We start from the raw sequence: 24930 nt of genomic DNA, 5'->3' as shown, positions 1-24930 counted from the left end.
ATTTTTAGCATGTTCTATGCTTTTCCTAGAGGAACATCTCCATGATTAGTCTCAGTGACTTAAGACAATTTAAAGCCGATGGTCGCAAATTCTCCTGCCTGACTTGTTATGATGCGAGTATGGCCAAGGCAATGGAAATTGCTGAAATTGATAGTATTTTAATTGGCGACTCGCTGGGGATGTCGATTCAGGGCCGTGACTCTACCTTGCCGGTGACTGTTGAAGATATGGCCTATCATACGGCAGCAGTGCGTCGTGGCAATCAGCATGCCTTTATCATGACCGATCTGCCATTTATGAGTTATGCCACCTTGAATGATGCACTGCAAAGCTCGAAAACCGTGATGCAGGCCGGTGCGCAAATGGTCAAAATGGAAGGTGGTGCCTGGCTGGCTGAAACCGTAGAAGTGCTGACCCGTAACGGAATTCCAGTGTGTGTGCATTTGGGCCTGACGCCGCAATCGGTACATGTCTTTGGCGGTTATAAACTCCAGGCGCGTACCCGTGAAGCGGCGGACAAGTTGATTGCCGACTGTCAGGCGGTGGTTGATGCCGGTGCTGCGCTGTTATTGCTGGAATGTGTACCGGCGCAGCTTGGTCAGGAAATTAGCGCCCTGTTCCCGCATATTCCGGTAATTGGAATTGGTGCCGGTGCAGACACCGATGGTCAGGTGCTGGTGGTGCAAGATATGCTGGGTCTGACGTTTGGCCGCGTTGCCAAATTTGTACGGAACTTTATGAAAGAGCAGTCTGGTGAAACAGCCATTTTAGATGCCTTCAAAGCCTATCATGCTGCGGTACAAGACGGTTCTTTCCCGGCACGTGAACAAACTTTCCAAGTTGAGTTGTAAAACATGAAAACAGAAACCACGATTCAGGGATTGGCAGCCTCATTAAATCCTGCACGTGCAGCGCGTAAAATTATTGGTTTTGTCCCGACCATGGGCAATTTGCATGAAGGCCATCTGAGCCTGGTGCGTGAAGCGCGTCAATTATGTGATGTGGTGGTGGTCAGCATCTTCGTGAACCCGATTCAGTTTGGTCCAAATGAAGACTTTGACAACTATCCACGGACCTTGGAACAAGACAGTCAATTGCTGGCAGAAGCCGGTTGTGACATTGTATTTGCGCCTTCTGTCGAGCAAATGTATGGCAAAAGCCCGCGTTTAACCAACATCAGTGTGTCTGAAATTACCGAAGACCTGTGTGGTTTGCAGCGTCCGGGACATTTTGATGGTGTCGCGGTGGTGGTGACCAAGCTGTTTAATATTGTGCAGCCGAACTATGCCTTCTTTGGCCAAAAAGATTATCAACAGCTGGCGGTGATTCGTCAGTTTGTACGTGACCTGAATATTCCACTGGAAGTGATTGGCGTGCCAATTGTCCGGGCAGAGGATGGTCTGGCGCTCAGTTCACGTAACGGTTATTTAAGTGAACAGGAACGTAAAACGGCACCAGTAATTTATCAAAGCCTGAAAAATGCTGAACAGGCACTGCAACAGGGTGAAAAGCTGTCAGAAGTGTTAGCGAATATTAAGGCAGCATTGACGCAGGCCGGCTTTGTTGTGGACTATGTAGAGGCACGTACACCTGAACTGCAAAAAATTGATGAATTTAATCAAGAGATTGTTTTGTTCGTGGCGGCAAAATTGGGAAGCACCCGCTTAATTGATAATATGCAGATCAAACCGACTGCATAGCTCAGCAATGGAAAGGACAGCCTTGTCATGAAGCGTATTTTGATTGTGACCGGACAATCAGGTTCAGGAAAATCCTCGGCTTTGCAGGTTCTCGAAGACCTCGGATATTACTGTATTGATAACCTTCCTCTGGCATTGCTGCCCGAAATTGTGGCCAAGCTTGATCTGGAAAATAATCTGGAACAGCTGGCGCTAGGGGTCGATGTACGCAGTACCCGCGCCAATTTGCAGGAATTTGACCAGGTGTTTGAACAGCTGCAAGGTCATGGCTCGGTCGATATTATTTATCTGACTGCCCAAGATCAGGAGCTGATCACCCGCTTTAGTGCTTCGCGCCGTCCGCATCCTCTGGCCAGCCGGTTTAAAAGTCTGCATCAATGCATTCAGGAAGAAAAAGTCCTGCTTATGCCGATTCAGCTGCGCTCCACGGTGCACATTGATACCACCGACAAGAGTGTGCATGACTTAAAGCATACCTTGCTGTCGAAGCTGGGTCAGACCGATAAACTGATTGTGATTTTGCAATCTTTTGGCTACAAGTATGGTATTCCGCTGGATGCCGACTATGTCTTTGATATCCGGCATTTGCCGAACCCACATTGGGATCTGTCTTTGCGCAAATATTCCGGACTGGATGAGCCGGTGCAACAGTTTCTGGAACAGCATGAACAGACCAATGAAATGTTCCAGGATATTTATCAGTTTTTAAATAAATGGCTGCCTGCATTTGCAGAAGGGCATCGTCATTATATGACCATCTCTATTGGCTGTACCGGTGGGCAGCACCGATCTGTTTATATGGTGGATAGACTAAAAAAGGCACTTGAGGCACAATGGTCTATTCAAGTCTTACACCGGGAAATGAAGCACTGGTCATGATTGACACAACTGTTGACGTAATTAATAAACTAGGTTTACATGCGCGTGCATCAGGCAAACTGATTGAAGTCACCACGAAATTCCGTTCGTCCATTCAAATTGGCAAAGGTGACAAGTTGGTCGATGCAAAAAATATCATGTCCCTGCTCATGCTCGGCGCAGGTAAGGGCACAACTTTACGTTTAGTGATTGAAGGTGCAGATGAAGAACAAGCTTTATCTGAAATTCAGGCACTTTTTGCAGCAAAATTTTACGAGGCAGATTAATCGTGGCACGTCGACCGCACCGTTTTACCGAAGATGATTTCGAATCTTTAGAAGGACGTGCAAGTAAAACTGAACAGAAAAAAGCCGTACAGCGTATGGCTGCTTTGGGCGAGCAGTTGGCTCAACTGAACCCGAAGCAAATTCAAAAGCTTCCTGTAGATGAGCGTTTAATTGATGCACTCATTGAAGTGCAGAATATCAGTTCGCATGAGGCGCGTCGCCGTCAGTTCCAGCGGATTGGGAAACTGCTGCGCAATGAAGATGAATCGGTAATTCTGTCTTATTTAACCCCGCAGCAGGGTGCCAAAAAAACCGCACAGCTGCAACGCTGGGTCGAGCGGATTATTAAAGATGGTGATCCGGTAATTAATGATTTCTGCAAAACTTATAATGCGGCAGAACGACATACCCTGCGTCAGCATGTGTTGCGCATTCACCGTGATTTGAAAGTGGAAATGCCGGAAGCAGAGCTGGAAGCATCCAAGTTAAAATTGTTTAACTATGTGCAGCAAGTGGCGCTGTTATCTGACAATTAAGCTAATCAGACTTCATCTGGTCCGAAGCCATTAAAAACGACTCAATGGAGTCGTTTTTTTATTGCGGTTCATTTTTGGGTGACTGATTTGAAAACGGGCACTATGACCCGCATCAACATCTCAGCTGGCTTTAACCGAACTCGCCGACAGCGCGTTCTTTGGCCCATTCACGTAATACAAACTTCTGTAATTTGCCGGTCGAGGTTTTAGGAATCTCGGTAATCACCACTTCTTTTGGCACTTTAAAGCGCGCCAGATGCTGCTGGCAGAAGGCAATGATTTCATCTTCGGTCACGGTTTTACCTTCTTTAATTTCAATAAAGGCGCACGGGACTTCCTGCCAGCGCGGATCCGGTTTGGCCACCACTGCCGCGGTGAGGACCGCAGGGTGCTGGTACAGCACCTCTTCAACCTCCAGCGAGGAAATATTTTCACCGCCGGAAATAATCACATCCTTGGAGCGGTCGGTAATTTTGGCATAGCCATCCGGCTGGCAAACGGCCAGGTCGCCGGTATGGAACCAGCCACCGGCAAAGGCTTCGGCCGTCGCTTCCGGATTTTTTAAATAGCCTTTCATCACGATATTGCCACGGAACATAATTTCGCCCATGGTTTCGCCATCGTTCGGTACCGGTTGCATGGTCTCCGGGTCAAGGACTTTCATGCCATCTTGCAGCGGATACGGCACGCCTTGGCGTGAATGCAATTGCGCCTGTTCCTGAATAGTCAGCTCAGACCAGCCAGCTTGTGATGCACATAGCGCCGATGGGCCATAGGTTTCAGTTAAGCCATAAACATGGGTCACGTTAATGCCCAGATTACGCATCCCTTCAATAATCGCCGCAGGTGGTGCAGCACCGGCCACCATCACTTCTACGCGATGCTCAATTTTGATCTGTTGCTGTTCCGGAGCATTAATCAGCATCGACAGTACAATCGGTGCGCCGCAGAAGTAATCAACTTTATGTTCAGCAATCAGTTTAAAAATCAGCTCAGGATCGACTTTACGCAGGCAGATATTGGTACCGCCATTGGCTGCCATGGTCCAAGCAAAACACCAGCCGTTGCAGTGGAACAGTGGCAAGGTCCATAAATAGGTGGCACGTGGGGTCATACCGCAGGCAATAATATTACTGGCGGCATTGATATAAGCCCCACGATGATGATAGACCACGCCTTTCGGGTTGCCAGTGGTGCCAGAGGTATAGTTCAGGCTAATCGCATCCCATTCATCTTGTGGGAGTGACCATTCAAAATTGGCATCGCCTTCAGCCAGCCAGTCTTCATATTCAATCTGGCCAATCGGGGCAGTAAAGCACTGCTCATACAGCTCATCTTCAACATCAATCACAAAAATCTCTTGTGGCACCAGCGCCAGCGCTTCTTTGGCCACGGCGGAAAATTCCGGATCAACCAGTAACACTTTGGATTCGGCATGTTCCAGCATAAAGGCCAGACTTTTGGCATCGAGTCGGGTATTGAGGGTATTAAGGACGGCGCCTGCCATTGGCACGGCAAAATGTGCTTCCAGCATGGCTGGTACGTTCGGGAGTAAGGTGGACACGGTATCATTCTTGCCGACCCCCAGCTGTTGTAGCTGATGGGCAAACTGGCGGCAGCGCTGATATTTTTCTCGCCAGGTAATGCGGCGTTTACCGTGAATAATGGCATCCTGATGCGGGTAGATATAAGCAGCGCGTTCAAGGTATCTCAGTGGAGACAAGGCCACGAAATTGGCAGGGGTACGCGGCAATTGATCATATGCGCTAACCATTATTATTACTCCCTAATCATATTTATTGTTTCTCTGGTTTAAAGATATTCATTTCAGTGCAGGCTTGCAGTTATTCTTTAGTCGAGTGAGCGGTATTGCAGCTAAATAGGCACGCTATCACCTGAAATATAAACCTTTTTTGATCCGGTAAAATTGTATGGAGATATTTCTTTTTTATCTGGGTGTAGCTGATGATGGCAGTTGCAGATAGATTGGCCAGATCAGCATATAAAAAGCCACATCATCCGTTTGACCGGTAAATCCGGAAATAAAATTGGCCCATGCAGCACATTTTTTTAAATCGGAAAAAATTAAGCATAAACACGAGGCTTAATTTGAATTTTCTCGGAGAAAAGGTTTAATCACCGCGCCAAGACGTGTAAAATTCTAGTCGATTTTTTATTTACCACCGTTTTTTATCTTTTGAGGTTCTCCTCGATCATAATCTCGCGGTGACATGCTCCATGGTACGGGGCATCACTCCTTAAGGATTTTCTATGCCAATTATCACTTTGCCGAATGGTGATCAAAAACAATTTGATCAAGCCGTATCTGTGATGGAAGTTGCACAAAGCATCGGCCCGGGTCTTGCCAAAAATACTGTGGCAGGTCGTGTGAACGATCGTTTAGTCGATGCCTGCGATTTAATTACTGAAGATGCCACCTTACAAATCATCACACCGAAAGACGAAGAAGGGGTCGAAATTATTCGTCACTCTTGTGCGCACCTGGTGGGCCATGCGGTAAAACAATTGTTCCCTGAAGCAAAAATGGTGATTGGTCCGGTCATTGAAGAAGGTTTCTACTATGACATCTGGATGCCACGTCCATTTACTTTAGATGACATGGCGGCCATCGAAGAGCGTATGAAAAAGCTCATCGACCAGGACTACGATGTTGTGAAAAAAATGACCCCGCGTGATGAAGTTATTGCTGAATTCACTGCGCGTGGCGAAGAATACAAACTGCGCCTGATTGCAGACATGCCTGAAGAAACTCAAATGGGCCTGTACTACCATCAGGACTATCTGGATATGTGCCGTGGTCCGCACGTACCAAATACCAAATTCTTAAAATCGTTCAAGCTGACCAAAATCTCGGGTGCTTACTGGCGCGGTGATGCCAAGAACGAGCAGCTGCAACGGATTTACGGTACCGCTTGGGCTGACAAAAAACAGCTGGCTGCCTACATCAAACGTATTGAAGAAGCAGAAAAGCGTGACCACCGTAAAATTGGTAAAGCCTTAGACCTGTTCCATATGCAGGAAGAAGCACCGGGTATGGTGTTCTGGCATCCAAATGGCTGGACCATTTACCAGGTGCTGGAACAGTACATGCGTAAAGTGCAGCAGGACAACGGTTATCAGGAAATCCGTACCCCGCAGGTGGTCGATTTCACCTTATGGGAAAAATCGGGTCATGCCGCGAACTATGCGGAAAACATGTTTACCACGCATTCTGAAAACCGTAACTACGCAGTGAAGCCAATGAACTGCCCATGTCACGTGCAGGTGTTTAACCAGGGCCTAAAGTCGTATCGTGATTTACCAATCCGTCTGGCAGAATTTGGTTCATGTCACCGTAATGAGCCATCGGGTTCATTGCACGGTATTATGCGGGTACGTGGTTTCACGCAAGATGACGCGCATATTTTCTGTACCAAAGAGCAGATTGGCCAAGAGGTTGCTGACTTTATTCAATTAACCTTAGACGTCTACAAAGACTTTGGTTTTGAAGATGTGCAAATGAAGTTATCGACTCGTCCTGAAAAACGTGTGGGTGATGATGCACTGTGGGATCTGGCGGAAAAATCACTGGCCGATGCTTTGGATGCAGCGGGTCTGGCCTGGGAATTACAGCCGGGTGAAGGTGCATTCTATGGTCCGAAAATTGAATTCTCATTGAAAGACTGCTTAGGCCGTGTATGGCAGTGCGGTACCATTCAGTGTGACTTTAACTTGCCAGAACGTTTAGATGCTTCTTATGTGACGGAAGATAACGACCGCGATCAGCCGGTAATGTTACACCGTGCGATTCTTGGGAGTTTTGAGCGTTTTATTGGTATACTTATTGAACACTATGCGGGCTTTATGCCACCTTGGTTATCGCCAACACAAGCCTGTGTAATGAATATTACCGACGCGCAAGCTGAAGCCTGTGGGTCAGTCGTCGAGAAACTGAAAGAAAACGGTATTCGTGCGATTTCTGACTTGAGAAATGAGAAAATCGGCTTTAAGATTCGTGAACGTACTTTAGAGCGTATTCCTTACTTGCTGGTTCTTGGCGACCGTGAAGTAGAGGAAGGTACAGTGAACGTGCGTACCCGCTCAGGAAAAAATTTGGGTACTATGTCAATTGATGCTTTCGTTGACCTAGTAAAAGCAGCCGTTGCCGAACGCGGCCGGTACATTGTGGAGTAAGAAAGATTAAACAGCCTGACCGTAACCAACAACAAGGTGCTAAGAGTAACCGCCCTGCAATTAATGACGAGATCCGTGCAAAAGAAGTACGCCTCGTTGCAGCGGATGGTGAACAAAAAGGAATTGTTTCTTTAGCGGAAGCATTGCGTGCTGCAGAGGATGCAGATCTTGACCTCGTTGAGATTGTGGCAAATGCAGAGCCGCCTGTTTGTAAAATCATGGATTACAACAAGCACTTGTTTGACCTGAAGCAAAAGCAAAAAGATGCCAAGAAAAAGCAGCATCAAGTGCAGGTAAAAGAAATTAAATTGCGCCCAGCAACCGATGTAGGTGACTACAACGTAAAACTGCGTGCCATTTTAAAGTTCTTGGAAGAAGGCAACAAAGTCAAAATCACACTGCGTTTCCGTGGTCGTGAAATGGCGCACCAACAATTGGGTCTGGCACAATTACAGAAAATTGAAGCGGATGTAGCTGAAATTGGTGTAGTTGAACAGGCGCCAAAAATGGAAGGTCGTCAAATGGGTATGCTGCTTGGACCGAAAAAGAAAAAGTAAGCATCTCCGAATCAAAAAAGCACTGCCCAGCAGTGCTTTTTTTGTGACTACAGTTTATGAGGTCACTAATATTTTGACGTAATGATCGTTCGGTATGTTGAGCAGCTCAGCATACTTTGCATGATAAAAGCTCGGTGACTTTCGAACAGCTGCGGGTCATCTCTGGTGTTTAATTTTTATGTGACAACAGTTGCCCTGCTCAGGCTTATCTCGTATCTTTAACGGCAGAGCAATAACACATGACAACGACAAGAGCGCAAGGATATACACATGATTGATCTTTATTATTGGGGCACGCCCAATGGTCATAAAATTACGATTGCCTTAGAAGAAATGGCGCTGCCATACCAGATTTTCCCGATTAACATCCTTGAAAACGACCAGTTCCAGCCAGATTTTCTGCGCATTTCTCCCAACAATAAAATTCCAGCTATCGTCGATCAGGATGGACCGAATGGCCAGCCGATTTCGATTTTTGAATCGGGGGCGATCTTGCAATATCTGGGCCGTAAAACCGGCATGTTCTATCCGGTAGATGAGCTCGAGCGGGTAGAGGTGGAGCAGTGGCTGATGTGGCAAATGGGTGGCTTAGGCCCGATGCTGGGGCAGAACCATCACTTTAGCCGCTTTGCACCCGAGCGTATAGCCTATGCCACCGAGCGTTATGTCAATGAAAGCAAACGTCTGTATGGCGTGTTAAACAAGCAGCTGATCGGGCAGAAATATGTAGCCGGTGAATATTCAATTGCCGATATGGCGATTTTACCGTGGTTGTTACGCCATGAATGGCAGCAGATTCCGCTAGAAGATTATCCGCATGTGCAGGATTATATTGAGCGTTTAACCGCCCGTCCGGCAGTACAACGCGCCCTGGCGATTCAGGTTTAAATAATCATCATAAAATCACCTAAAGCATCTTCGGGTGCTTTTTTTGTGATTTCAGTTAAGATGGGCAGAACCTGTTAACTGCATCTGTTATGGCTTATCTGCTGTTATTTCTGTCGGCCTTTGGGGCGGCTACCTTATTGCCGTTGCAATCTGAAGCGGTATTACTGGGCCTGCTCATTCAAGAGCAACATTCGGTGATGGCTTTAATAGCCATCGCCAGTCTGGGCAATATTCTGGGCAGCTGTGTGAACTGGTGGTTAGGACTCAAGATCGAGCAGTATAAAGACAAGCGCTGGTTTCCGGTGTCTGAACCCAAGCTGCAGCAGGCACAGCAGATTTATCGGAAATATGGCTTCTGGTCCTTACTGCTGAGCTGGGTGCCGGTGATTGGTGATCCAATCACCTTAATTGCCGGTTTAATGAAAGAAAACTTCGCCCGATTTCTGCTGATGGTGAGTGTAGCCAAAATCGGGCGTTATCTGTTTATTTATCTGGCTTATGCCATGTTCTAGTTTAGCCCTCACATTCTGCTGGCTGAAAACGGACTTCATCTTTCAGGTTGGATTTTTTATAGATCCAGAATTTGCGTGGTACATCGACCTGTGCACCTTGCAGCGCCTGAATCAGTTTCTGGTCCAGCGCATAACGGCCGGAACCTTGCTGAATTTTAACCTTGTGGATGTTGCCGTATTTATCGGCTTTCATTTTGAACTGAATCCGGCGGGCATGACCATTTAACTCATCTTCGGTGACGTTCAGTTGAGGCTGGCTGCGATATTGAAACGCGCTTTTTGCGCCGGCTTGCTGCGCTTGCCAGACAGTCGAGTCAAAGCTGTAGTGGCAGTCCTGAGCAGTATCTTTTAAATCCAGATGAAAGACCTGATAACCAATCACTGGAACCGGGGTATCATCGACCAGATGTGGTTTGATTCTGGCCTGTTTTACCGCCTGGCTAATCAGCTGATCTAAAGATTTTAGTCCGGTGCTTTCCTGTACCGTGACCTTGTTGATTTGCCCCGATTCATCGGCATGAATCCGTAAAATGGCCGCGCGGTTTTGCTGCTTTAAATCGGCATTGCTATAACGCAGCTGCGGAAACTCGGTCCATTGAATACGCGTGGTCAGATGGGCAGCCAACGCCGAGGTTTTTTGTACTTGCAGTTGTTCGGCAGGGGCAGCAATGGCAAGCGTGGCACTAAGCGGCAGCGCCAGACACAGACTCAGGCAAATGGTTTTTTTCATGAGGATTAGCTTGTTGTTGGGCAAAAGAAGGAACGCTGCGCAGTATTTCCTGAATTGGCCGTCAGTACAAGTCTTCCGCTATAAAAATAAGAGGTTCCATCTGTATGTTTTGGCTGTTCAATAAAAAGGAGAGATCCTGCTAATCTCAAAGACCTCATCTGCCGATAGAAGGCGAGCGACTTTTGCAATATCTGCTTTTGTTTTAGACAAAGATGCTTTAGAATACGTGCTCCCTTACCTGCAGGTCGTTTGTAATGGTGCAAATGAGCCGAACAGGTACTTAAAAGAGGTTGTTATGGCTAAGTTAAAAACTCGCCGTGGTGCAGCTAAACGTTTCAAAGCGACTGCTAACGGTTTCAAGCGTAAACAAGCGTTCAAACGCCACATTTTGACCAAAAAATCTGCTAAACGTATCCGTCAATTGCGCGGCTGTGTAATGGTTCACGTGAGTGACGTTGCTTCAGTTCGTCGTATGTGCCCATACATCTAAGGAGATTTATAAATGGCTCGTGTAAAACGTGGTGTACAGGCTCATCGCCGTCATAAAAAAATTCTTGCTCGTGCTAAAGGTTACTATGGTGCTCGTTCACGCGTATATCGCGTAGCGTTCCAAGCGGTAATCAAAGCAGGTCAATACGCTTACCGTGACCGTCGTCAGAAGAAACGTCAATTCCGTGCTCTATGGATTGCGCGTATCAATGCTGGTGCTCGTCAAAACGGCTTGTCTTACAGCCGTATGATTGCTGGTTTGAAGAAAGCTCAAGTGATCATCGACCGTCGCGTACTTGCTGACATCGCTATGCATGACGCAGTTGCATTTGCTGCTTTAGCTGAAAAAGCGAAAGGTGCATTGGCTGCCTAAGTCCTCGTGACTTAAAAGAAGACCGCTTTATGCGGTCTTTTTTATTGCGCAGAATCAGGGTCTGAATGATAGAGTAGGGAAATTGTATGCAGCGAATTAATGTGGTTGGTACTTCGGCTTCAGGCAAATCGACTTTTGCCCGGGCGCTGGCAGAAAAGCTGGGACTGGCCTATATCGAGCTGGATAATCTGTTCTGGTTAGATGACTGGCAGCAAAGTGCTGATACAGATTTTTTTGCCAAAATTCAGGCAGCCATTGAGCAGGCACCCAATGGCTATGTGATTGATGGCAACTATACTCGCACCATTCCCATTAAATGGGCGCAGGCCGATACCATCATCTGGCTGGATTTACCGTTTCATAGCAATTTACTGCGTTCTGTACAACGCGCCGTGCAGCGCGCGGTTTCACAGCAAACCCTCTGGCCTAATTCCAATAATCAGGAAACGATCAGACAGCTGTTTAGCCGCGATTCGATTGTCTGGTGGATGATTAAAACCCATCAGAAAAATCGCCGGCATTATCTGCAGCTGATACAATCTCCCGAATATGCCCATCTGCACTGGATTCGGCTGACTTCAGCGACTGAAGTTGAACGGTTTCTGAATCGCGTTTAAAGTCCGAAATAATAGGCCAATAAACAAATTACCACAGTAATAAGAATCAGCTTGATGACTCCAGTCGCACCAACTTTATGATGAGACGGGGCTTTGGCTGAATGCGCTGCTTGCGCATGGGTAGCCTTGTTGTCAGATGCGAACGGTTCCAGCGGATTCGGCTGTGCGACAGGCATCAGCTGGGCGCTTTGGTAATGGTTGGCCACCTTGACAATAAATTTGGCGCTTAAATCATCCAGCTTCTGGGCAAAATGGCGCAGGTCAAGCTGCTCTTCCGGACTCAGCACTTCATTATCTGCATTATAGGGATGCTGGATTTTCTGTTGAATATCATCTTTTAGCGCTTCTAAACGGTACAGCATGCGATGTGCATAATCGGCCTGATAGTGAGTCGGTAATAAAGACAGCTGATGCGGATCAGGTGTATCTGCCGTAAGCGGAACACCATAATAGGGTAAATTCTGCTGTTCAGGTGGCTGAAAGTCGGCCGCCAGTGTATGGGAAAACAGCTCCTGCTCGGTAAACAGATGAATTTCATCCCAGTGAGCGGGTTCTAGATCGGCCTCTACCTTTTTGGCCAGCTTACTATTGAGTTCATAACGCCAGAACGTTTCCTGGCGCAGTTCAATACGCTGTGCCGATGGAAATTCATAATCATTGTCGGCGTTATACCATTCCGGCAATTCCTTGCCACAAATCCAGGCGAATTTTTTATGTGCTTCATGGCTGACAATAAAATGCGGGTAGGGCAGCAGCTCGACATTGGCGTTGGGATTTTTTTCATCGACCAGCAGGCTGGCATTGTGCAGACTCAGTCGGGTTGTACCCTGGCGTTTTAAGCCTTCCAGCCAGATTTCAAAATGCTGGGCCAGCAGATGCTGGGAATTTAAATCACGAAACCAGAACAGGTGCTGATTAAAAATGGGATGCGCACGCCAGCGACTGAAACTCAAATCTTGGCTCAGATATTCATTGCCATAGGTGACCAGGGTCAGTTGCTGTTTCCAAATTTGATCGAGCGCCATAGTGTTTGATCTCATTGATATTTTGATTATCTTATACTTTTTCCAAATTGCGATGCCAATCTAATTTTCCTGCAATGCAACTTCATTCTACTGTCCAAAAACTGTTAGAATGTGGGGTTTTTAATTATATTCAAAATTTGTTGCTTTGAGAGTTACTATGTCACTGGAAGCCCTGACCACTGAAGCGCTCGCTGCCATTGCAGCAGCAGACGACCTTGCTACACTCGATCAAGTACGGGTGCAATTTACGGGGAAGAAAAGCCAGCTCGCGGAACAATCTAAGTCACTTGGTAAAATGGATCCTGAACAGCGTAAAGCGTTTGGTGCGCAAATCCATGCGGTGCGTGAAGCCATTAATACTGCATTAACCGAGCGTCAGGCAGCATTACAGCAAGCGGCATTAGAACAAAAACTTGCCAGCGAAACGGTGGATATTACCTTACCCGGCCGTGGTCAGACCATTGGCTCCATTCACCCGGTAACTCAGGTGCAAGAGCGTATTTGCCAGTTCTTTACCAAAGCCGGTTTTACTGTGGCTACTGGCCCAGAAGTTGAAGATGATTATCACAACTTTGAAGCGCTGAATATTCCAGGCCATCACCCGGCCCGTGCCATGCACGACACGTTCTATTTTGATGCGACTCATTTGCTGCGTACCCATACCTCTGGTGTACAGATTCGGACCATGGAAACCCAGCAGCCGCCAATCCGTATTGTCTGCCCGGGCCGTGTTTATCGCTGTGACTCCGACCAGACGCATTCACCAATGTTCCACCAAATTGAAGGTTTGTACGTGGCGGAAAACACCAGCTTTGCTGAACTGAAAGGTTTACTGGTGAACTTGCTGAACGAATTCTTTGAAAAAGATTTGAAAGTCCGTTTCCGTCCGTCGTATTTCCCGTTCACAGAGCCAAGTGCTGAAGTGGATATTATGGATGAGCGCGGTAAATGGTTAGAAGTGCTGGGCTGCGGTATGGTGCATCCAAATGTATTACGCGCGGCAGGTATTGATCCGGACAAATATAAAGGCTTTGCCTTTGGTCTGGGCGTAGAGCGTTTTGCAATGTTACGTTATGGCATTAACGACTTGCGTATGTTCTACCAGAATGATGTGCGTTTCTTACGCCAGTTTGCTTAAAACAAATTTATACCTCTCCCTGACCTCTCCTAAAAGGAGAGGGGTTGTCCATCGGTAACATAGGGTTCTCCCCCTTTTTTAAAGGGGGAGTTAGAGGGGGATTTTAGAGATTTGAATTACAGGTTTTATATTAATGAAAATTAGCGAAAATTGGCTACGCACGTGGGTCAACCCAGCCATCGACAGCGAAAAACTCTCCGATCAACTGACCATGCTGGGTCTTGAAGTCGATGATTTATCTCCAGCTGCAAAACCATTTACAGGTGTTGTGGTTGGTGAAGTGCTGACGGTTGAACAACATCCAGATGCAGACCGTTTACGTGTAACGACGGTGAACATTGGTTCCGGTGAGCCTTTACAAATTGTCTGCGGTGCGCCAAACGTACGAGCTGGGATGAAAGCGCCTGTGGCAACCATTGGTGCGGTATTACCAGGCGATTTTAAAATCAAGAAAGGTAAGCTGCGTGGTGTGGAATCACAAGGCATGCTCTGCGGTGCATCTGAAATTGACTTAGAAGACAAAATCGACGGTCTGTTAGAGCTACCTGCGGATGCACCTGTGGGTGTGAACGTTCGTGAATATCTGGACCTGGATGACAACGTGATTGACATCAGCATCACCCCAAACCGTGGTGACTGTTTCAGTATTCGTGGGATCGCACGTGAAATTGGGGTCATTAACCAACTGCCTGTGACTGCGCCTGACATTCAAGAAGTGGCTGCAAGCATTGCTGATGAAAAGAAAGTGGTTGTATCGACTGAAGGCTGTCCACGTTATTTAGGTCGTGTGATCAAGAACGTGAACACCAAAGCCGCGACGCCTGAATGGATGGAGCGCGCATTGGCACGTTCGGGTATCCGTCAGCACAGCATTCTGGTTGATATTACCAACTATGTCTTGATGGAACTGGGTCAACCACTCCATGCCTTTGATGCTGCAAAAGTGCAAGGTGCTGTGCAGGTGCGTCAGGCGACTGCGGGCGAAAAACTTGTTCTATTGAATGAACAAGAAGTAGAACTGCAAGACGATGTCATGGTGATTGCTGATGATGAAAAAGCACTGGCGATTGCCGGTATCATGGGTGGTCTGTCTTCATCGGTTACCGATGAAACCACTGAAATCTTCCTGGAATCTGCTTTCTTTGCACCGCTGCATATTGCCGGTCGTGCGCGCCGTTTTGGCCTGCATACCGATGCCTCTCAGCGTTATGAGCGTGGTGTCGATTTTGAATTGCCATTGATCGCCATGCACCGTGCCTCTCAGTTAATTTCTGAGCTTGCAGGCGGTGAGTTTGGCCCAATTACGGTGGCGGAAAATGCAGCAGTATTGCCAACACGTGACGCGATTGAACTGAAACAGGCACAGGTCGATCAGCTGCTGGGTTATAGCGTAGATTCAGACTTTATTACCGATGCTTTAACACGCTTGGGTTGTGAAGTGACGGTAAAAGCGCAAGGTCAATGGTCTGTGGTACCGCCATCGCATCGTTATGACATGGCCATTTACCAGGACCTGATTGAAGAAGTCGCGCGTATTCACGGTTATGACAATATTCAAATCAGCCTGCCGGTGATTGACACTAAACTGGCAAAGTATCAGGATCAGTTTGAAGTGGCACAGCTGCGTCAAACCCTGGTGACTTTGGGCTATCAGGAGGCAATCAGCTTTAGCTTTGCTGACCTGAAACTGGAAAAACAGCTAAATGCGGCGGTCAACCCGCTGGCATTGGCGAACCCGATTTCAAGCGATCTGGCGGTGATGCGTTCAACCTTGCTGTCGAGCCTGATTCCTTGCGTACAGTACAACATTAACCGTCAGCAAAGCCGTGTGCGTTTCTTTGAACTGGGTTTACGTTTTGATTATCAGAATGCAGCTTCAATTCATGATCTGAAACAGATTCCAACCCTGGCGATGATTGCGGTTGGTGCTAAAACAGCAGAATCATGGCATGGCAAACCACAAGCCATGGACTTCTTTGACTTGAAAGGTGAAGTTGAAGAGTTGCTGGCGGCAGGTCGTGTACAGGTCGAATATGTACGTTCAGAGCGTAGCTGGTTGCATCCAGGCCAATCTGCAGAGATTCTGGTCAATGGTCAGTCAATTGGTTATTTGGGCCGTTTGCATCCATCTCTGGAAAATGAACTGGATTTGGGCACCACTTGGGTGGCGGAACTGGATCAGCAGGCTGTTTTGCAAACTTATGTATCTAATTTTACAGAATTATCACGTTTTCCGTCGGTAAGACGTGATATTGCGCTTTTAATTAGTGATAAGATTAATGTTAGCGAAATTCAGCAACTTATCGAACAAACGGGCGGCGAGCTTCTGCATTCAACCTGGTTATTCGATGTGTACACTGGTCAAGGTGTTGAAGCGGGTAAACGCTCATTGGCATTTGCACTGTTATGGCAACATCCGACACGTACGCTTGAAGATGCTGAAATTAAATCAGGTATGGACAATATCCTAAAAGTGTTAGAAAACACTTATCAAGCGACATTGAGGGCTTCATGACAGCATTAACAAAAGCAGAAATGGCTGATCATTTAAGTGAGCTCACGAGTTTAAACCGTCGTGAAGCGAAACAAATGGTCGAGTTATTCTTCGATGAGATTAGCCAGGCGCTAATCTCTGGGGAGCAGGTGAAACTTTCAGGTTTTGGTAACTTCGAGTTGCGTGATAAACGTCAACGTCCAGGCCGAAATCCGAAGACGGGTGAAGAAATTCCGATTTCTGCACGCCGGGTGGTAACCTTCCGTGCCGGACAGAAGTTCCGCCAACGTGTTGGAAATGAGCAGATCGATTGATCTGCTTTTTTATGCCGCTAAAAAAGTAAGGGCTGAGGTTCTAACGGCAGGTATTACCGTGTTCCTTGTATGTGATGATGAGATGTTGTAAGAAATATTCAGACAATAAAAAAGAGAGCCAAAAGGCTCTCTTTTTGTCAATAATCTAAGATTATTGAGCTTCAGAAGCAGCAGCGTCAACAGCAGCATCAGCAGCGTCAGTAGCAGCATCAGCAGCGTCAGTAGCAGCAGCAGCAGCAGTGTCAGCAGCATCAGCAGCAGCGTCTACAGCAGCATCAGCGCCAGAAGCAGCTTCAACAGCAGCAGCGTCAGCAGCAGCTTCAGCTTCAGAAGCAGCTACAACAGCTTCAGATGCAGCTTGGTTAGCGTCAGCAGCAGCTTCTTCAGTTTTTTTAGCACAACCAACGAAAGCTAAAGTAGTAGCAACTGCAGCAGCAATAGCGATTTTTTTGAATAACATGGCATCACTCTCTAAAAAATTGAGATTAAAAAAAACCGACGTTAGCCTGTTATATGCTTTTATTATTCCTAATTTTGTTAGGCACTAACAACGCAGGAGCAGTCTAACTGGTCTGCGAATATGCTATCACTGAGTTTTTTTAATTACTACTAGCTTGCTCTAAAAAAAGCCGAAAAAAGCCCTAAAATGCGTTGTTTTTTAACAGAAAATAACAATCAAGAGTTCAGTTTATATTGGCGAAAGGCGATTTAAATCATTAAAAACTATAGGGTTTTTTTGAAATACTTATTTATAATCATTTACTTAAAAATAAGTTTACACAGAAAACTTCCAATTGTGTCTTTATGTAAAGATGGTCAACCGAAATAAAAAAGCCATCGTTATACGATGGCCTTTTTAAAAAGTTTTGATCTTAGTTGCTGGCTTTACGCTTCATATGATCAAAGAACTCGTCATTGGTTTTGGTTTCTTTCATACGATCCAGCAGGAATTCCATGGCTGCCAGTTCATCTTGGGTATGCAGCAGCTTACGCAGAATCCAGACCTTACGCAGGTTGTCTTCAGACATCAGGCGCTCTTCACGACGGGTACCTGATTTCTTGATGTTCATGGCAGGGAACACGCGTTTTTCGGCAATACGACGATCAAGCGTAATTTCCTGGTTACCGGTACCTTTGAATTCTTCGTAAATTACTTCATCCATCTTGCTGCCGGTTTCAATTAACGCGGTTGAGATGATGGTCAGTGAGCCGCCTTCTTCAATATTACGTGCGGCACCAAAGAAACGCTTTGGACGTTCCAGTGCGTGAGCATCGACACCACCAGTCAGGACTTTACCTGAAGATGGCACCACGGTGTTATAGGCACGCGCTAAACGGGTAATCGAGTCAAGCAGAATCACCACATCTTTTTTGTGTTCTACCAGACGCTTGGCTTTTTCAATCACCATTTCGGCCACTTGTACGTGACGGGCTGGAGATTCATCAAAGGTAGAGGCAACCACTTCACCACGCACGGTACGTTCCATTTCGGTCACTTCTTCCGGACGTTCGTCAATCAGCAGAACAATCAGGAATACTTCCGGGTTATTACGTACAATCGACTGGGCGATGTTTTGTAATAACATGGTTTTACCAGCTTTTGGCGGCGCTACAATAATTGAACGCTGGCCTTTACCAATTGGCGCAACCAGATCCACCACACGCGCGGTTAAATCTTCAGTGGTGCCGTTACCAAGTTCCATCACCAGTTGTTCGGTTGGGAACAGTGGGGTCAGGTTTTCAAACAGGATTTTATTGCGCGAGTTTTCTGGCGTGTCGTAGTTAATCTGGTTAACTTTTAACAGGGCAAAATAACGTTCGCCTTCTTTTGGTGGGCGAATGGTGCCAGTAATGGTGTCACCGGTACGCAGGTTAAAACGACGAATTTGCGAAGGGCTGACATAGATATCGTCAGGACCGGCTAAATAAGAGCCTGCTGCAGAGCGTAAGAAGCCAAAACCATCTGACAGAATTTCGAGCACGCCATCACCAAAAATCTCTTCGCCATTCATTGCATGACGTTTTAAGATGGCAAAAATAATGTCTTGCTTACGGTTACGAGCCATTCCTTCAAGGCCCATAAACTCGGCAATCTTGATGAGTTCGCCAATCGGTTTTTTCTTGAGTTCGGTTAAATTCATAGGTGATCAGATAGAATCAAAAATTCTGGGGTACAGGTTGGAAGGGAAGCAACATTTGACCGCATGCAGGCAATAAAACGAACGCAATTGTATTTGCACAATAACAATTCAGAGGACTGATTAATTGTTTCAGAGAAAAATGTGAAAAAACAATTTCTGTTGCCGAGCGGCATTTTTGTGTTGTGTCTTTTAAGAAACGGGCGGGACGGGAAGTCCTTTATTTCTTGAGCAAACAATATATGAGAGAAACGCCGATTTGTCAATTTATAGACGAAAAAAATACGCTATGAAACATAGCGTATTTTAATTTTTCTAAACAGACAGGATTTAGATGTTTTCATCAATAAATGCAGTCAGTTTCGATTTTGGTGCAGCACCAATCTGCTGGGCAACCACTTCACCATTTTTGAACATCAACAGTGCAGGGATGTTACGGATGTTGTAGTTCACGGCAGTTTGTTCGCAAGCGGTCACGTCAACTTTCACAATTTTAACTTTGCCTTCATATTCAGTCGCCAAAACTTCAAGTACTGGCGCAATTGCCTTACAAGGCGCACACCAGCCCGCCCAGAAGTCAACCAATACAGGTGTTTCAGATTGAAGAACGTCTGCTTCGAAGTTTGCATCCGTTGTGTTTACGATGTTGCCAGACATGGAATGTGCTCCAAATGAATTTTTGTATAGATAGCTATATTTATTAGTATTACATAGCCATCTAGAACAATGTAGAGGAATATGTAAATTTTCGATCTTTCCTGTGAATTTGTCTAATTGATGCTCACGATGCTGATGATCGTGTCACACAATTGTCACATCTGCCGAAAATTTAAATACTCATCGAAATGTGCGCACAAATGGCTTTTAAATTGCATGTATGTGAATTACTCTAGGCACAATTCTGTATAGGTTTGTTTGAAGAATGTCTGATTTTTTAATTGATGAAGAGTTACTTGCAGCCATCGATATGGGGTCGAACAGCTTCCACCTGGCCATTGCCCGTGTGGATCATGGTGAAGTAAAAAAAGTGGCATCAATGTCAGAAAAAGTACAGCTTGCCGCTGGTTTAGATGAGAATAAAAATTTAACCGAAGCCGCACAGCAGCGCGGTTTAGCCTGTCTGGCACGCTTTGTCGGACGTTTAAGCGCTGTACAGCCGAACCGTTTACGTATTGTTGCCACCAACGCCTTGCGTCAGGCCAAAAACGGACATGAATTTATTCAAAAAGCCGCAGAAATCTTGCCAAAACCCATTGAAATTATTGCCGGTCGTGAAGAAGCCCGCTTAATTTATCTGGGTGTGTCGCACACCATGGAAAACAGTGGTCGCCGCCTGGTGATTGATATTGGCGGTGGTTCAACCGAGCTGATTATTGGTGAAGAATTCGAACCTATTCATACCGAATCTTTACAGATGGGCTGTGTGGCCTATACCAAAGCCTTTTTCGCCGAAGGTGAAATTAACCATAAAAGTTTTGACAAAGCCGTGTTTGCCGCACGCAAAGAATTATCCACCATTGCCAATACCTATAAAAATGCCGGCTGGGATACCGTAGTAGGCTCAAGTGGTACCATTAAAGCTTGCCGCCAGATTACCGTGAATATGGGCTGGAGCAATGCGCAGGAAAATCTGACCCGTGAGGGCCTGGAAAAACTTAAAGATAAGCTGCTTAAATACAAGCATGTCTCTGAAATGGACTTTGACGGTTTAAAAGAAGATCGACGAGCAGTTTTGCCAGCCGGGATTGCGATTTTATATGCAGTTTTTGATATTTTAGATATTGATAAACTGGTTTATTCCGATGGTGCCTTACGTGAAGGCGTAATGTATGACCTGCTGGGCCGTTTCCAGCATGAAGATATCCGAGACCGCAGTGTGCAGGCGCTGATGGGCCGTTATAACGCCGATCCGAAACAGGCAGAACGTGTGGTCAAAACCGCGCAGCACCTGTTTGAAGGCGTAGCCGCGGAGCTGAAATTGACCAGCGATGACAGTGATTTACTGCGCCGCGCGGCCTATTTACATGAAATTGGTCTGGCGATCAGTCATGGTGGCTATCATCGTCATGGTGCTTATTTATTACAACATTCGGATATTCCGGGCTTTTCACAAATTGATCAAAACCATCTGTCGCATCTGGTTGCGCATCATCGCCGCAAGCTGCGTCAGGACGATAAAATTGATGTCAACAAGGTCGGTGGCCATAAATTAATGCATTTATGTCTGCTGCTGCGCCTAGCAGTTTTAGTCAATCACAGTCGCAGCGATCAGATGCTTCCTGCCATTGAATTGAGTGTTCAGAATGCGCAACAATGGCAGCTCAGCGTTTCGGGTGATGCTAAACAATGGCCATTGCTTGTCGCTGAATTGCACGATGAACAAGTGCAGTTCAAGAATTGGGACATTGAATTAAAAATTCATTCGGAACAATTTGTCGATTAACGTTTTGGTTAATTTAGGGATAACAGTCGACTTATGAAAAATAAAGCTGCTCAATCAAAAGCATGGACAACGGTCCAAATTGCACGTCATCCAGAGCGTCCGCAATTCCTGGACTATGTAGGCGAAATTTTCACTGAATTTGATGCGTTGCACGGCGACCGTTTATTTGGTGATGATGGTGCAATGGTGGGTGGCTTGGCACGCTTCGATGGTCAGCCGGTCATGGTCGTGGGCCAGCATCGTGGTCGTAGTACCCGCGAGAAATTGCAGCACAATTTCGGCATGAGTAACCCGGAAGGTTACCGTAAAGCACAGCGTTTGCTGGATATGGCAGAACGTTTCAAGCTGCCGGTCTTTACCTTTATTGACACCATGGGTGCTTATCCGGGTGTGGGTGCAGAAGAACGTGGTCAGGCGGAAGCGATTGCTACCAGTCTTGCTCAATTATCGAACCTGAAAGTGCCGGTCGTGGCAACAGTTTTAGGTGAAGGCGGTTCAGGCGGTGCCTTGGGTATTGGTGTTGCGGATCGTGTGGTGATGTTATCTCACAGTATTTATTCAGTAATTTCTCCAGAAGGCTGTGCATCTATTTTGTGGAAAACTGCAGAAAAAGCAGAACAGGCAAGTGAAGCATTGGCACTGACTGCTGAAAAATTACAGCAGATGGGCATTGTTGAATATGTGGTTGATGAAGGTGAGGGTGCTCACTTGCAACCAGAAAAAGTCATGCAAGATTTAAAAGCCGTGTTAAAACAGGCTCTAGAAGAATTGCAACCGATGGATGCACAAGAACGATGCGAAGCACGTTACCAGCGTTTGATGAAGTTTGGCAGCGACAATTTAGGACTGGCGTCTTAACCCAGATTCAGTCTTTTCCAGAAGATACGCATTTTCTCATCGGATGTAGTGGCGGCATGGATTCCATGCTGCTGCTGCATCTGATGGCGTTTTTATGCCCGGAAAAAGTCCGGGCCATTTATATTGATCATCAATTACAGTCTTCCAGCCAGGCCTGGGGCGAATTTGTCCAGCAGCATTGTCAGGCCTTCAATATTCCGTGCATGATTCAAGCCGTACAGGTCGCCGAAGGCAATCTGGAACAGCAGGCACGCGCCGCACGTTATCAGGCATTTCAGCAGCATATTCAAACCAACGAGATATTGGTACTGGCCCATCATCAGCAGGATCAGGCAGAAACGGTGTTATTGCGCCTGTTTTCTGGTGCCGGTATTCCTGGCTTGTCGGCCATGAAAACTTTCGATTCACGTCCTGAGCTGTCAATCTGGCGGCCGTTGCTATCTTTATCGCGTGAGCAGATTCAGACCTGGTGCCAGCAGCTTTCGATTCCACATATTCAAGATCCGACCAATCAGGATATTCACTACGACCGGGCCTGGTGTCGGGAACAGTTGTGGCCGCTGTTAAATGCACGGTTCCCCAAAATGCAGCAAAGCATTTGCCGCAGCAGCCAGCTGATGCAGGATGCTGAGCAGATTTTGGCCGAAGTATTGCTGCAGGATTTGGCCAGCTGTGGCGATGCCGAGCATCTGGATTTACACCGTATTCAGCAATTGTCCGAGGCACGGCAACGCCAGTTACTGTCATTCTGGATGAAAGGGGACAGCCAGTACCGGCCAAGTTTTGACATGGTGCAGCGCATTCAGCAGGAAGTGATTCAGGCCCGGGCCGATGCGCAAGCAGCTTTGCATTGCAATGGCTTTTATTATGTGCGCTATCAAAATGTCATTTACCGTCTGCCCCAGCTGGAATATTTGGCCAGTCAACAGGCCATCCCTGCGCGGGAACCAGTGTGCTGCCAGTTGGGGCAAACCCTAGATTTACCAGCCGGACAGTTTCAGTTGAATGCACCGCATCAGGTTGGTTTGTCTTTTGCATTACTTCAACAAGAATTGACTTTAAGTACGCGAGTGGGCGGAGAAAAAATCCATCTTCATGGACGTGTCGGGGCCTGGCCATTAAAAAAGGCGATACAGCAGGCACAAATTTTTCCCTGGAAGCGTCATACAATTCAAATATTAAGCAGAGATAATGTTATGCTAGGGGTTTTCACGCCAAAAGGGTTTTGGCTGGCAGATTCTGCCTATTGCGAACCGGATGGCTGGCAACCGACTTTAATCTCTTAACTATAAAGAACTCAACCAAGAGTGTGAATCATGAGTGCAGTGTTAAATTGTAATATTAGTTTTATTGGTGGCGGAAATATGGCACAGGCCTTAATTGGTGGCCTGATTGCACGTGGCATGCCTTCAACGCGTATTACAGTTGCTGATCCGGTCGAAAAAATCCGTTTGTTGCTGGAAGAAAAAGATGTACATGTGACCGAAGACAACCAGGCTGCCATTCGTGACGCCGATATTGTGGTGTTCGCAGTCAAACCGCAGGTGCTGGCCAGCGTGCTGCAACCGCTAAAAGGGCAGTTTGAAGGCAAACTGGTGATTTCGATTGTTGCCGGTGCAGAAATTGCCACCATTTCGGCATTGCTCGATACCGACCGTGTGGTGCGGGTGATGCCAAATACCCCGGCACTGGTACAAACTGGTGCGCATGGTTTATATGCGCATGATGCGGTCGATAGCAAAGACCGTGAATTGGCAAGTCAGGTTTTGGCTGCCACGGGTTTAACAATTTGGGTAAACTCTGAAGCGCAAATTGATGCAGTCACGGCAGTATCCGGTTCTGGCCCGGCTTACTTTTTCTATATGATGGAAAGTATGATTCGTGCCGGCAAAAACTTGGGCCTGGATGAAAAAGTGGCAACGGCTTTAACCTTGCAAACTGCGTTGGGTGCGGCACAAATGGCAATTACCAGTTCCAATACCCCGGCAGAGCTGCGTAAAAACGTGACCTCTCCAAACGGGACCACGCAGGCAGCGTTGGAAGTGTTTGACCGTGCGCAAGTGTCGCAGAATATTCAGGCGGCGTTGGCGGCTGCCAAAACACGCAGTCAGGAACTGGCTGCCGAGCTGAGTGACAGCATTAAATAAAGTATTTAATTTTAGGAACGTTCAAGTATGGGTGCAAATTCTGCGCTAATTTTTGGCATCATCATTAACGTAGCGATTTTGCTCGTCTTCTTCCGTTTTCTCATGCAGCTGGCTGCGGTGAGTCCTTATAATCCGGTGGTGTTGTCTACGATCAAGGCCACGAAAATTGTAGATGTATTTAGCCGTATTTTCCCGACCGTGGCAAAAGGCCGGGTGAATCTGGCGGCATTGGCGCTGCTGGTGGTGCTTTATCTGCTGAAAAATTACGGCATGATGTATTTAAACGGGGCGATGCCTAATGGCCCGGTACATCTGCTGATTCTCACCTTTGTGACCATGATTCAGGACCTGCTACGTTTCTGTCGTTACCTGATTTTTGCCACCATTATTTTAAGTTGGGTAGTGATGTTTACCCAGTCACGCGGGCCTTATATTGAAGTGATTCAGGAGCTGGCAGAACCTTTACTGGCGCCGTTTCGCCCGATCATGCCGAATATGGGCATGATTGACCTGTCTCCAATTCTGGCATTTCTGGCGTTATATATTGCTGAAATTCTGATGAACCAGGTGGCGATTGTTTTGCTGACCGGCTTCTAATAAATTCAGCTCAAGAAAAAAAGGACTCAATTGAG

General features: G+C 46.7%; 26 protein-coding genes. 20 read left to right on the top strand and 6 right to left on the bottom strand.

The features are described from left to right. Positions 1 to 41 precede the first annotated feature (41 nt). The 5 genes from panB to yjgA are packed head-to-tail and all read left to right on the top strand — an operon-like array spanning position 42 to position 3381. Positions 42 to 851, top strand: coding sequence for a 3-methyl-2-oxobutanoate hydroxymethyltransferase (panB, locus tag VF685_RS11835; RefSeq protein WP_005182412.1), 810 nt, complete (start codon positions 42 to 44; stop codon positions 849 to 851). 3 nt (positions 852 to 854) lie between these two features. Continuing rightward, a complete protein-coding gene (gene panC, locus VF685_RS11830; RefSeq protein WP_016659526.1) occupies positions 855 to 1700 on the top strand; it encodes a pantoate--beta-alanine ligase in 846 nt (281 codons plus the stop codon). Between the two features lie 27 nt (positions 1701 to 1727). Next, positions 1728 to 2579, top strand: a complete 852-nt coding sequence (gene rapZ / locus VF685_RS11825; protein ID WP_016659525.1) for an RNase adapter RapZ — start codon at positions 1728 to 1730, stop codon at positions 2577 to 2579. Further along, complete coding sequence (locus VF685_RS11820) at positions 2576 to 2845, top strand: HPr family phosphocarrier protein (protein WP_034598158.1); 270 nt, start codon at positions 2576 to 2578, stop codon at positions 2843 to 2845. The genes rapZ and VF685_RS11820 overlap by 4 nt, the downstream gene beginning before the upstream one ends. Positions 2846 to 2847: 2 nt before the next feature. After that, positions 2848 to 3381, top strand: coding sequence for a ribosome biogenesis factor YjgA (yjgA, locus tag VF685_RS11815; RefSeq protein ID WP_005182421.1), 534 nt, complete (start codon positions 2848 to 2850; stop codon positions 3379 to 3381). 130 nt (positions 3382 to 3511) lie between these two features. Here yjgA and VF685_RS11810 read toward each other — a convergent pair whose 3' ends face one another. Continuing rightward, the gene (locus tag VF685_RS11810) at positions 3512 to 5155 is read right to left on the bottom strand and encodes an acyl-CoA synthetase (RefSeq protein WP_127801702.1); all 1644 of its coding nucleotides are present in this window, start codon (positions 5153 to 5155) and stop codon (positions 3512 to 3514) included. 497 nt (positions 5156 to 5652) lie between these two features. Between VF685_RS11810 and thrS the strand changes: the two genes are divergently transcribed. From thrS to VF685_RS11790, 4 genes are all read left to right on the top strand, one after another. After that, complete coding sequence (gene thrS / locus VF685_RS11805) at positions 5653 to 7575, top strand: threonine--tRNA ligase (protein WP_016659522.1); 1923 nt, start codon at positions 5653 to 5655, stop codon at positions 7573 to 7575. Between the two features lie 5 nt (positions 7576 to 7580). Next, a complete protein-coding gene (gene infC, locus VF685_RS11800; protein ID WP_075167371.1) occupies positions 7581 to 8132 on the top strand; it encodes a translation initiation factor IF-3 in 552 nt (183 codons plus the stop codon). Positions 8133 to 8402: 270 nt separating this feature from the next. Further along, positions 8403 to 9020, top strand: coding sequence for a glutathione S-transferase N-terminal domain-containing protein (locus VF685_RS11795; protein WP_045795980.1), 618 nt, complete (start codon positions 8403 to 8405; stop codon positions 9018 to 9020). An 89-nt stretch (positions 9021 to 9109) separates the two neighbouring features. Beyond that, positions 9110 to 9532, top strand: a complete 423-nt coding sequence (locus VF685_RS11790; RefSeq protein WP_005182435.1) for a YqaA family protein — start codon at positions 9110 to 9112, stop codon at positions 9530 to 9532. Position 9533: 1 nt separating this feature from the next. On the opposite strand, the gene VF685_RS11785 is transcribed toward VF685_RS11790, so the two are convergent. Beyond that, the gene (locus VF685_RS11785; protein ID WP_127799086.1) at positions 9534 to 10262 is read right to left on the bottom strand and encodes an energy transducer TonB; all 729 of its coding nucleotides are present in this window, start codon (positions 10260 to 10262) and stop codon (positions 9534 to 9536) included. A gap of 295 nt (positions 10263 to 10557) precedes the next feature. Here VF685_RS11785 and rpmI point away from each other — a divergent pair, with 295 nt between their 5' ends. From rpmI to VF685_RS11770, 3 genes are all read left to right on the top strand, one after another. After that, positions 10558 to 10752: a 50S ribosomal protein L35 gene (rpmI, locus tag VF685_RS11780; protein ID WP_001096359.1), complete on the top strand. Its 195-nt coding sequence runs from the start codon at positions 10558 to 10560 to the stop codon at positions 10750 to 10752. Between the two features lie 12 nt (positions 10753 to 10764). Beyond that, positions 10765 to 11124 (top strand): 50S ribosomal protein L20, encoded by a 360-nt coding sequence (gene rplT, locus VF685_RS11775; RefSeq protein WP_005182440.1) that lies wholly within the window; start codon positions 10765 to 10767, stop codon positions 11122 to 11124. Positions 11125 to 11210: 86 nt separating this feature from the next. Next, complete coding sequence (locus VF685_RS11770) at positions 11211 to 11741, top strand: AAA family ATPase (protein WP_127799088.1); 531 nt, start codon at positions 11211 to 11213, stop codon at positions 11739 to 11741. On the opposite strand, the gene VF685_RS11765 is transcribed toward VF685_RS11770, so the two are convergent. Next, complete coding sequence (locus VF685_RS11765; RefSeq protein WP_286385232.1) at positions 11738 to 12766, bottom strand: hypothetical protein; 1029 nt, start codon at positions 12764 to 12766, stop codon at positions 11738 to 11740. The two genes, VF685_RS11770 and VF685_RS11765, sit on opposite strands and share 4 nt — an antisense overlap. Positions 12767 to 12923: 157 nt before the next feature. On the opposite strand from VF685_RS11765, the gene pheS reads away from it, so the two are divergent. The 3 genes from pheS to VF685_RS11750 all read left to right on the top strand — a co-directional run bounded on the left by pheS (position 12924) and on the right by VF685_RS11750 (position 16712). Next, a complete protein-coding gene (gene pheS, locus VF685_RS11760; RefSeq protein ID WP_016659518.1) occupies positions 12924 to 13904 on the top strand; it encodes a phenylalanine--tRNA ligase subunit alpha in 981 nt (326 codons plus the stop codon). 133 nt (positions 13905 to 14037) lie between these two features. Beyond that, the gene (gene pheT, locus VF685_RS11755) at positions 14038 to 16419 is read left to right on the top strand and encodes a phenylalanine--tRNA ligase subunit beta (RefSeq protein WP_104470604.1); all 2382 of its coding nucleotides are present in this window, start codon (positions 14038 to 14040) and stop codon (positions 16417 to 16419) included. Next, the gene (locus VF685_RS11750) at positions 16416 to 16712 is read left to right on the top strand and encodes an integration host factor subunit alpha (RefSeq protein WP_004649746.1); all 297 of its coding nucleotides are present in this window, start codon (positions 16416 to 16418) and stop codon (positions 16710 to 16712) included. The genes pheT and VF685_RS11750 overlap by 4 nt, the downstream gene beginning before the upstream one ends. 151 nt (positions 16713 to 16863) lie before the next feature. Here VF685_RS11750 and VF685_RS11745 read toward each other — a convergent pair whose 3' ends face one another. The 3 genes from VF685_RS11745 to trxA all read right to left on the bottom strand — a co-directional run bounded on the left by VF685_RS11745 (position 16864) and on the right by trxA (position 19507). Then, positions 16864 to 17172: a hypothetical protein gene (locus tag VF685_RS11745; protein ID WP_005182453.1), complete on the bottom strand. Its 309-nt coding sequence runs from the start codon at positions 17170 to 17172 to the stop codon at positions 16864 to 16866. A gap of 412 nt (positions 17173 to 17584) precedes the next feature. Beyond that, positions 17585 to 18853, bottom strand: a complete 1269-nt coding sequence (gene rho / locus VF685_RS11740) for a transcription termination factor Rho (protein WP_005182456.1) — start codon at positions 18851 to 18853, stop codon at positions 17585 to 17587. Between the two features lie 327 nt (positions 18854 to 19180). Beyond that, positions 19181 to 19507 (bottom strand): thioredoxin, encoded by a 327-nt coding sequence (gene trxA / locus VF685_RS11735; protein WP_016659515.1) that lies wholly within the window; start codon positions 19505 to 19507, stop codon positions 19181 to 19183. Between the two features lie 265 nt (positions 19508 to 19772). Between trxA and ppx the strand changes: the two genes are divergently transcribed. From ppx to VF685_RS11710, 5 genes are read left to right on the top strand one after another with little or no spacing between them, the layout of a single operon-like run. Beyond that, positions 19773 to 21293: an exopolyphosphatase gene (ppx, locus tag VF685_RS11730; RefSeq protein ID WP_005182484.1), complete on the top strand. Its 1521-nt coding sequence runs from the start codon at positions 19773 to 19775 to the stop codon at positions 21291 to 21293. Positions 21294 to 21326: 33 nt separating this feature from the next. Beyond that, positions 21327 to 22151 carry an acetyl-CoA carboxylase carboxyltransferase subunit alpha gene (locus tag VF685_RS11725; protein WP_045795976.1) on the top strand — a complete coding sequence of 275 codons (825 nt, stop codon included), beginning with the start codon at positions 21327 to 21329 and terminating at the stop codon, positions 22149 to 22151. After that, a complete protein-coding gene (gene tilS, locus VF685_RS11720; RefSeq protein ID WP_286385227.1) occupies positions 22088 to 23437 on the top strand; it encodes a tRNA lysidine(34) synthetase TilS in 1350 nt (449 codons plus the stop codon). The genes VF685_RS11725 and tilS overlap by 64 nt, the downstream gene beginning before the upstream one ends. 30 nt (positions 23438 to 23467) lie before the next feature. Then, complete coding sequence (proC, locus tag VF685_RS11715) at positions 23468 to 24298, top strand: pyrroline-5-carboxylate reductase (protein WP_005182498.1); 831 nt, start codon at positions 23468 to 23470, stop codon at positions 24296 to 24298. A 27-nt stretch (positions 24299 to 24325) separates the two neighbouring features. After that, positions 24326 to 24895, top strand: a complete 570-nt coding sequence (locus VF685_RS11710) for a YggT family protein (RefSeq protein ID WP_440203653.1) — start codon at positions 24326 to 24328, stop codon at positions 24893 to 24895. Positions 24896 to 24930: the final 35 nt, after the last annotated feature.

Origin of the sequence: Acinetobacter sp. Brlt_5, assembly GCF_051949055.1 — a bacterium.
Classification (GTDB): Bacteria; Pseudomonadota; Gammaproteobacteria; order Pseudomonadales; family Moraxellaceae; genus Acinetobacter; species Acinetobacter indicus.
This window is presented reverse-complemented; position numbering and strand designations above follow the sequence as displayed.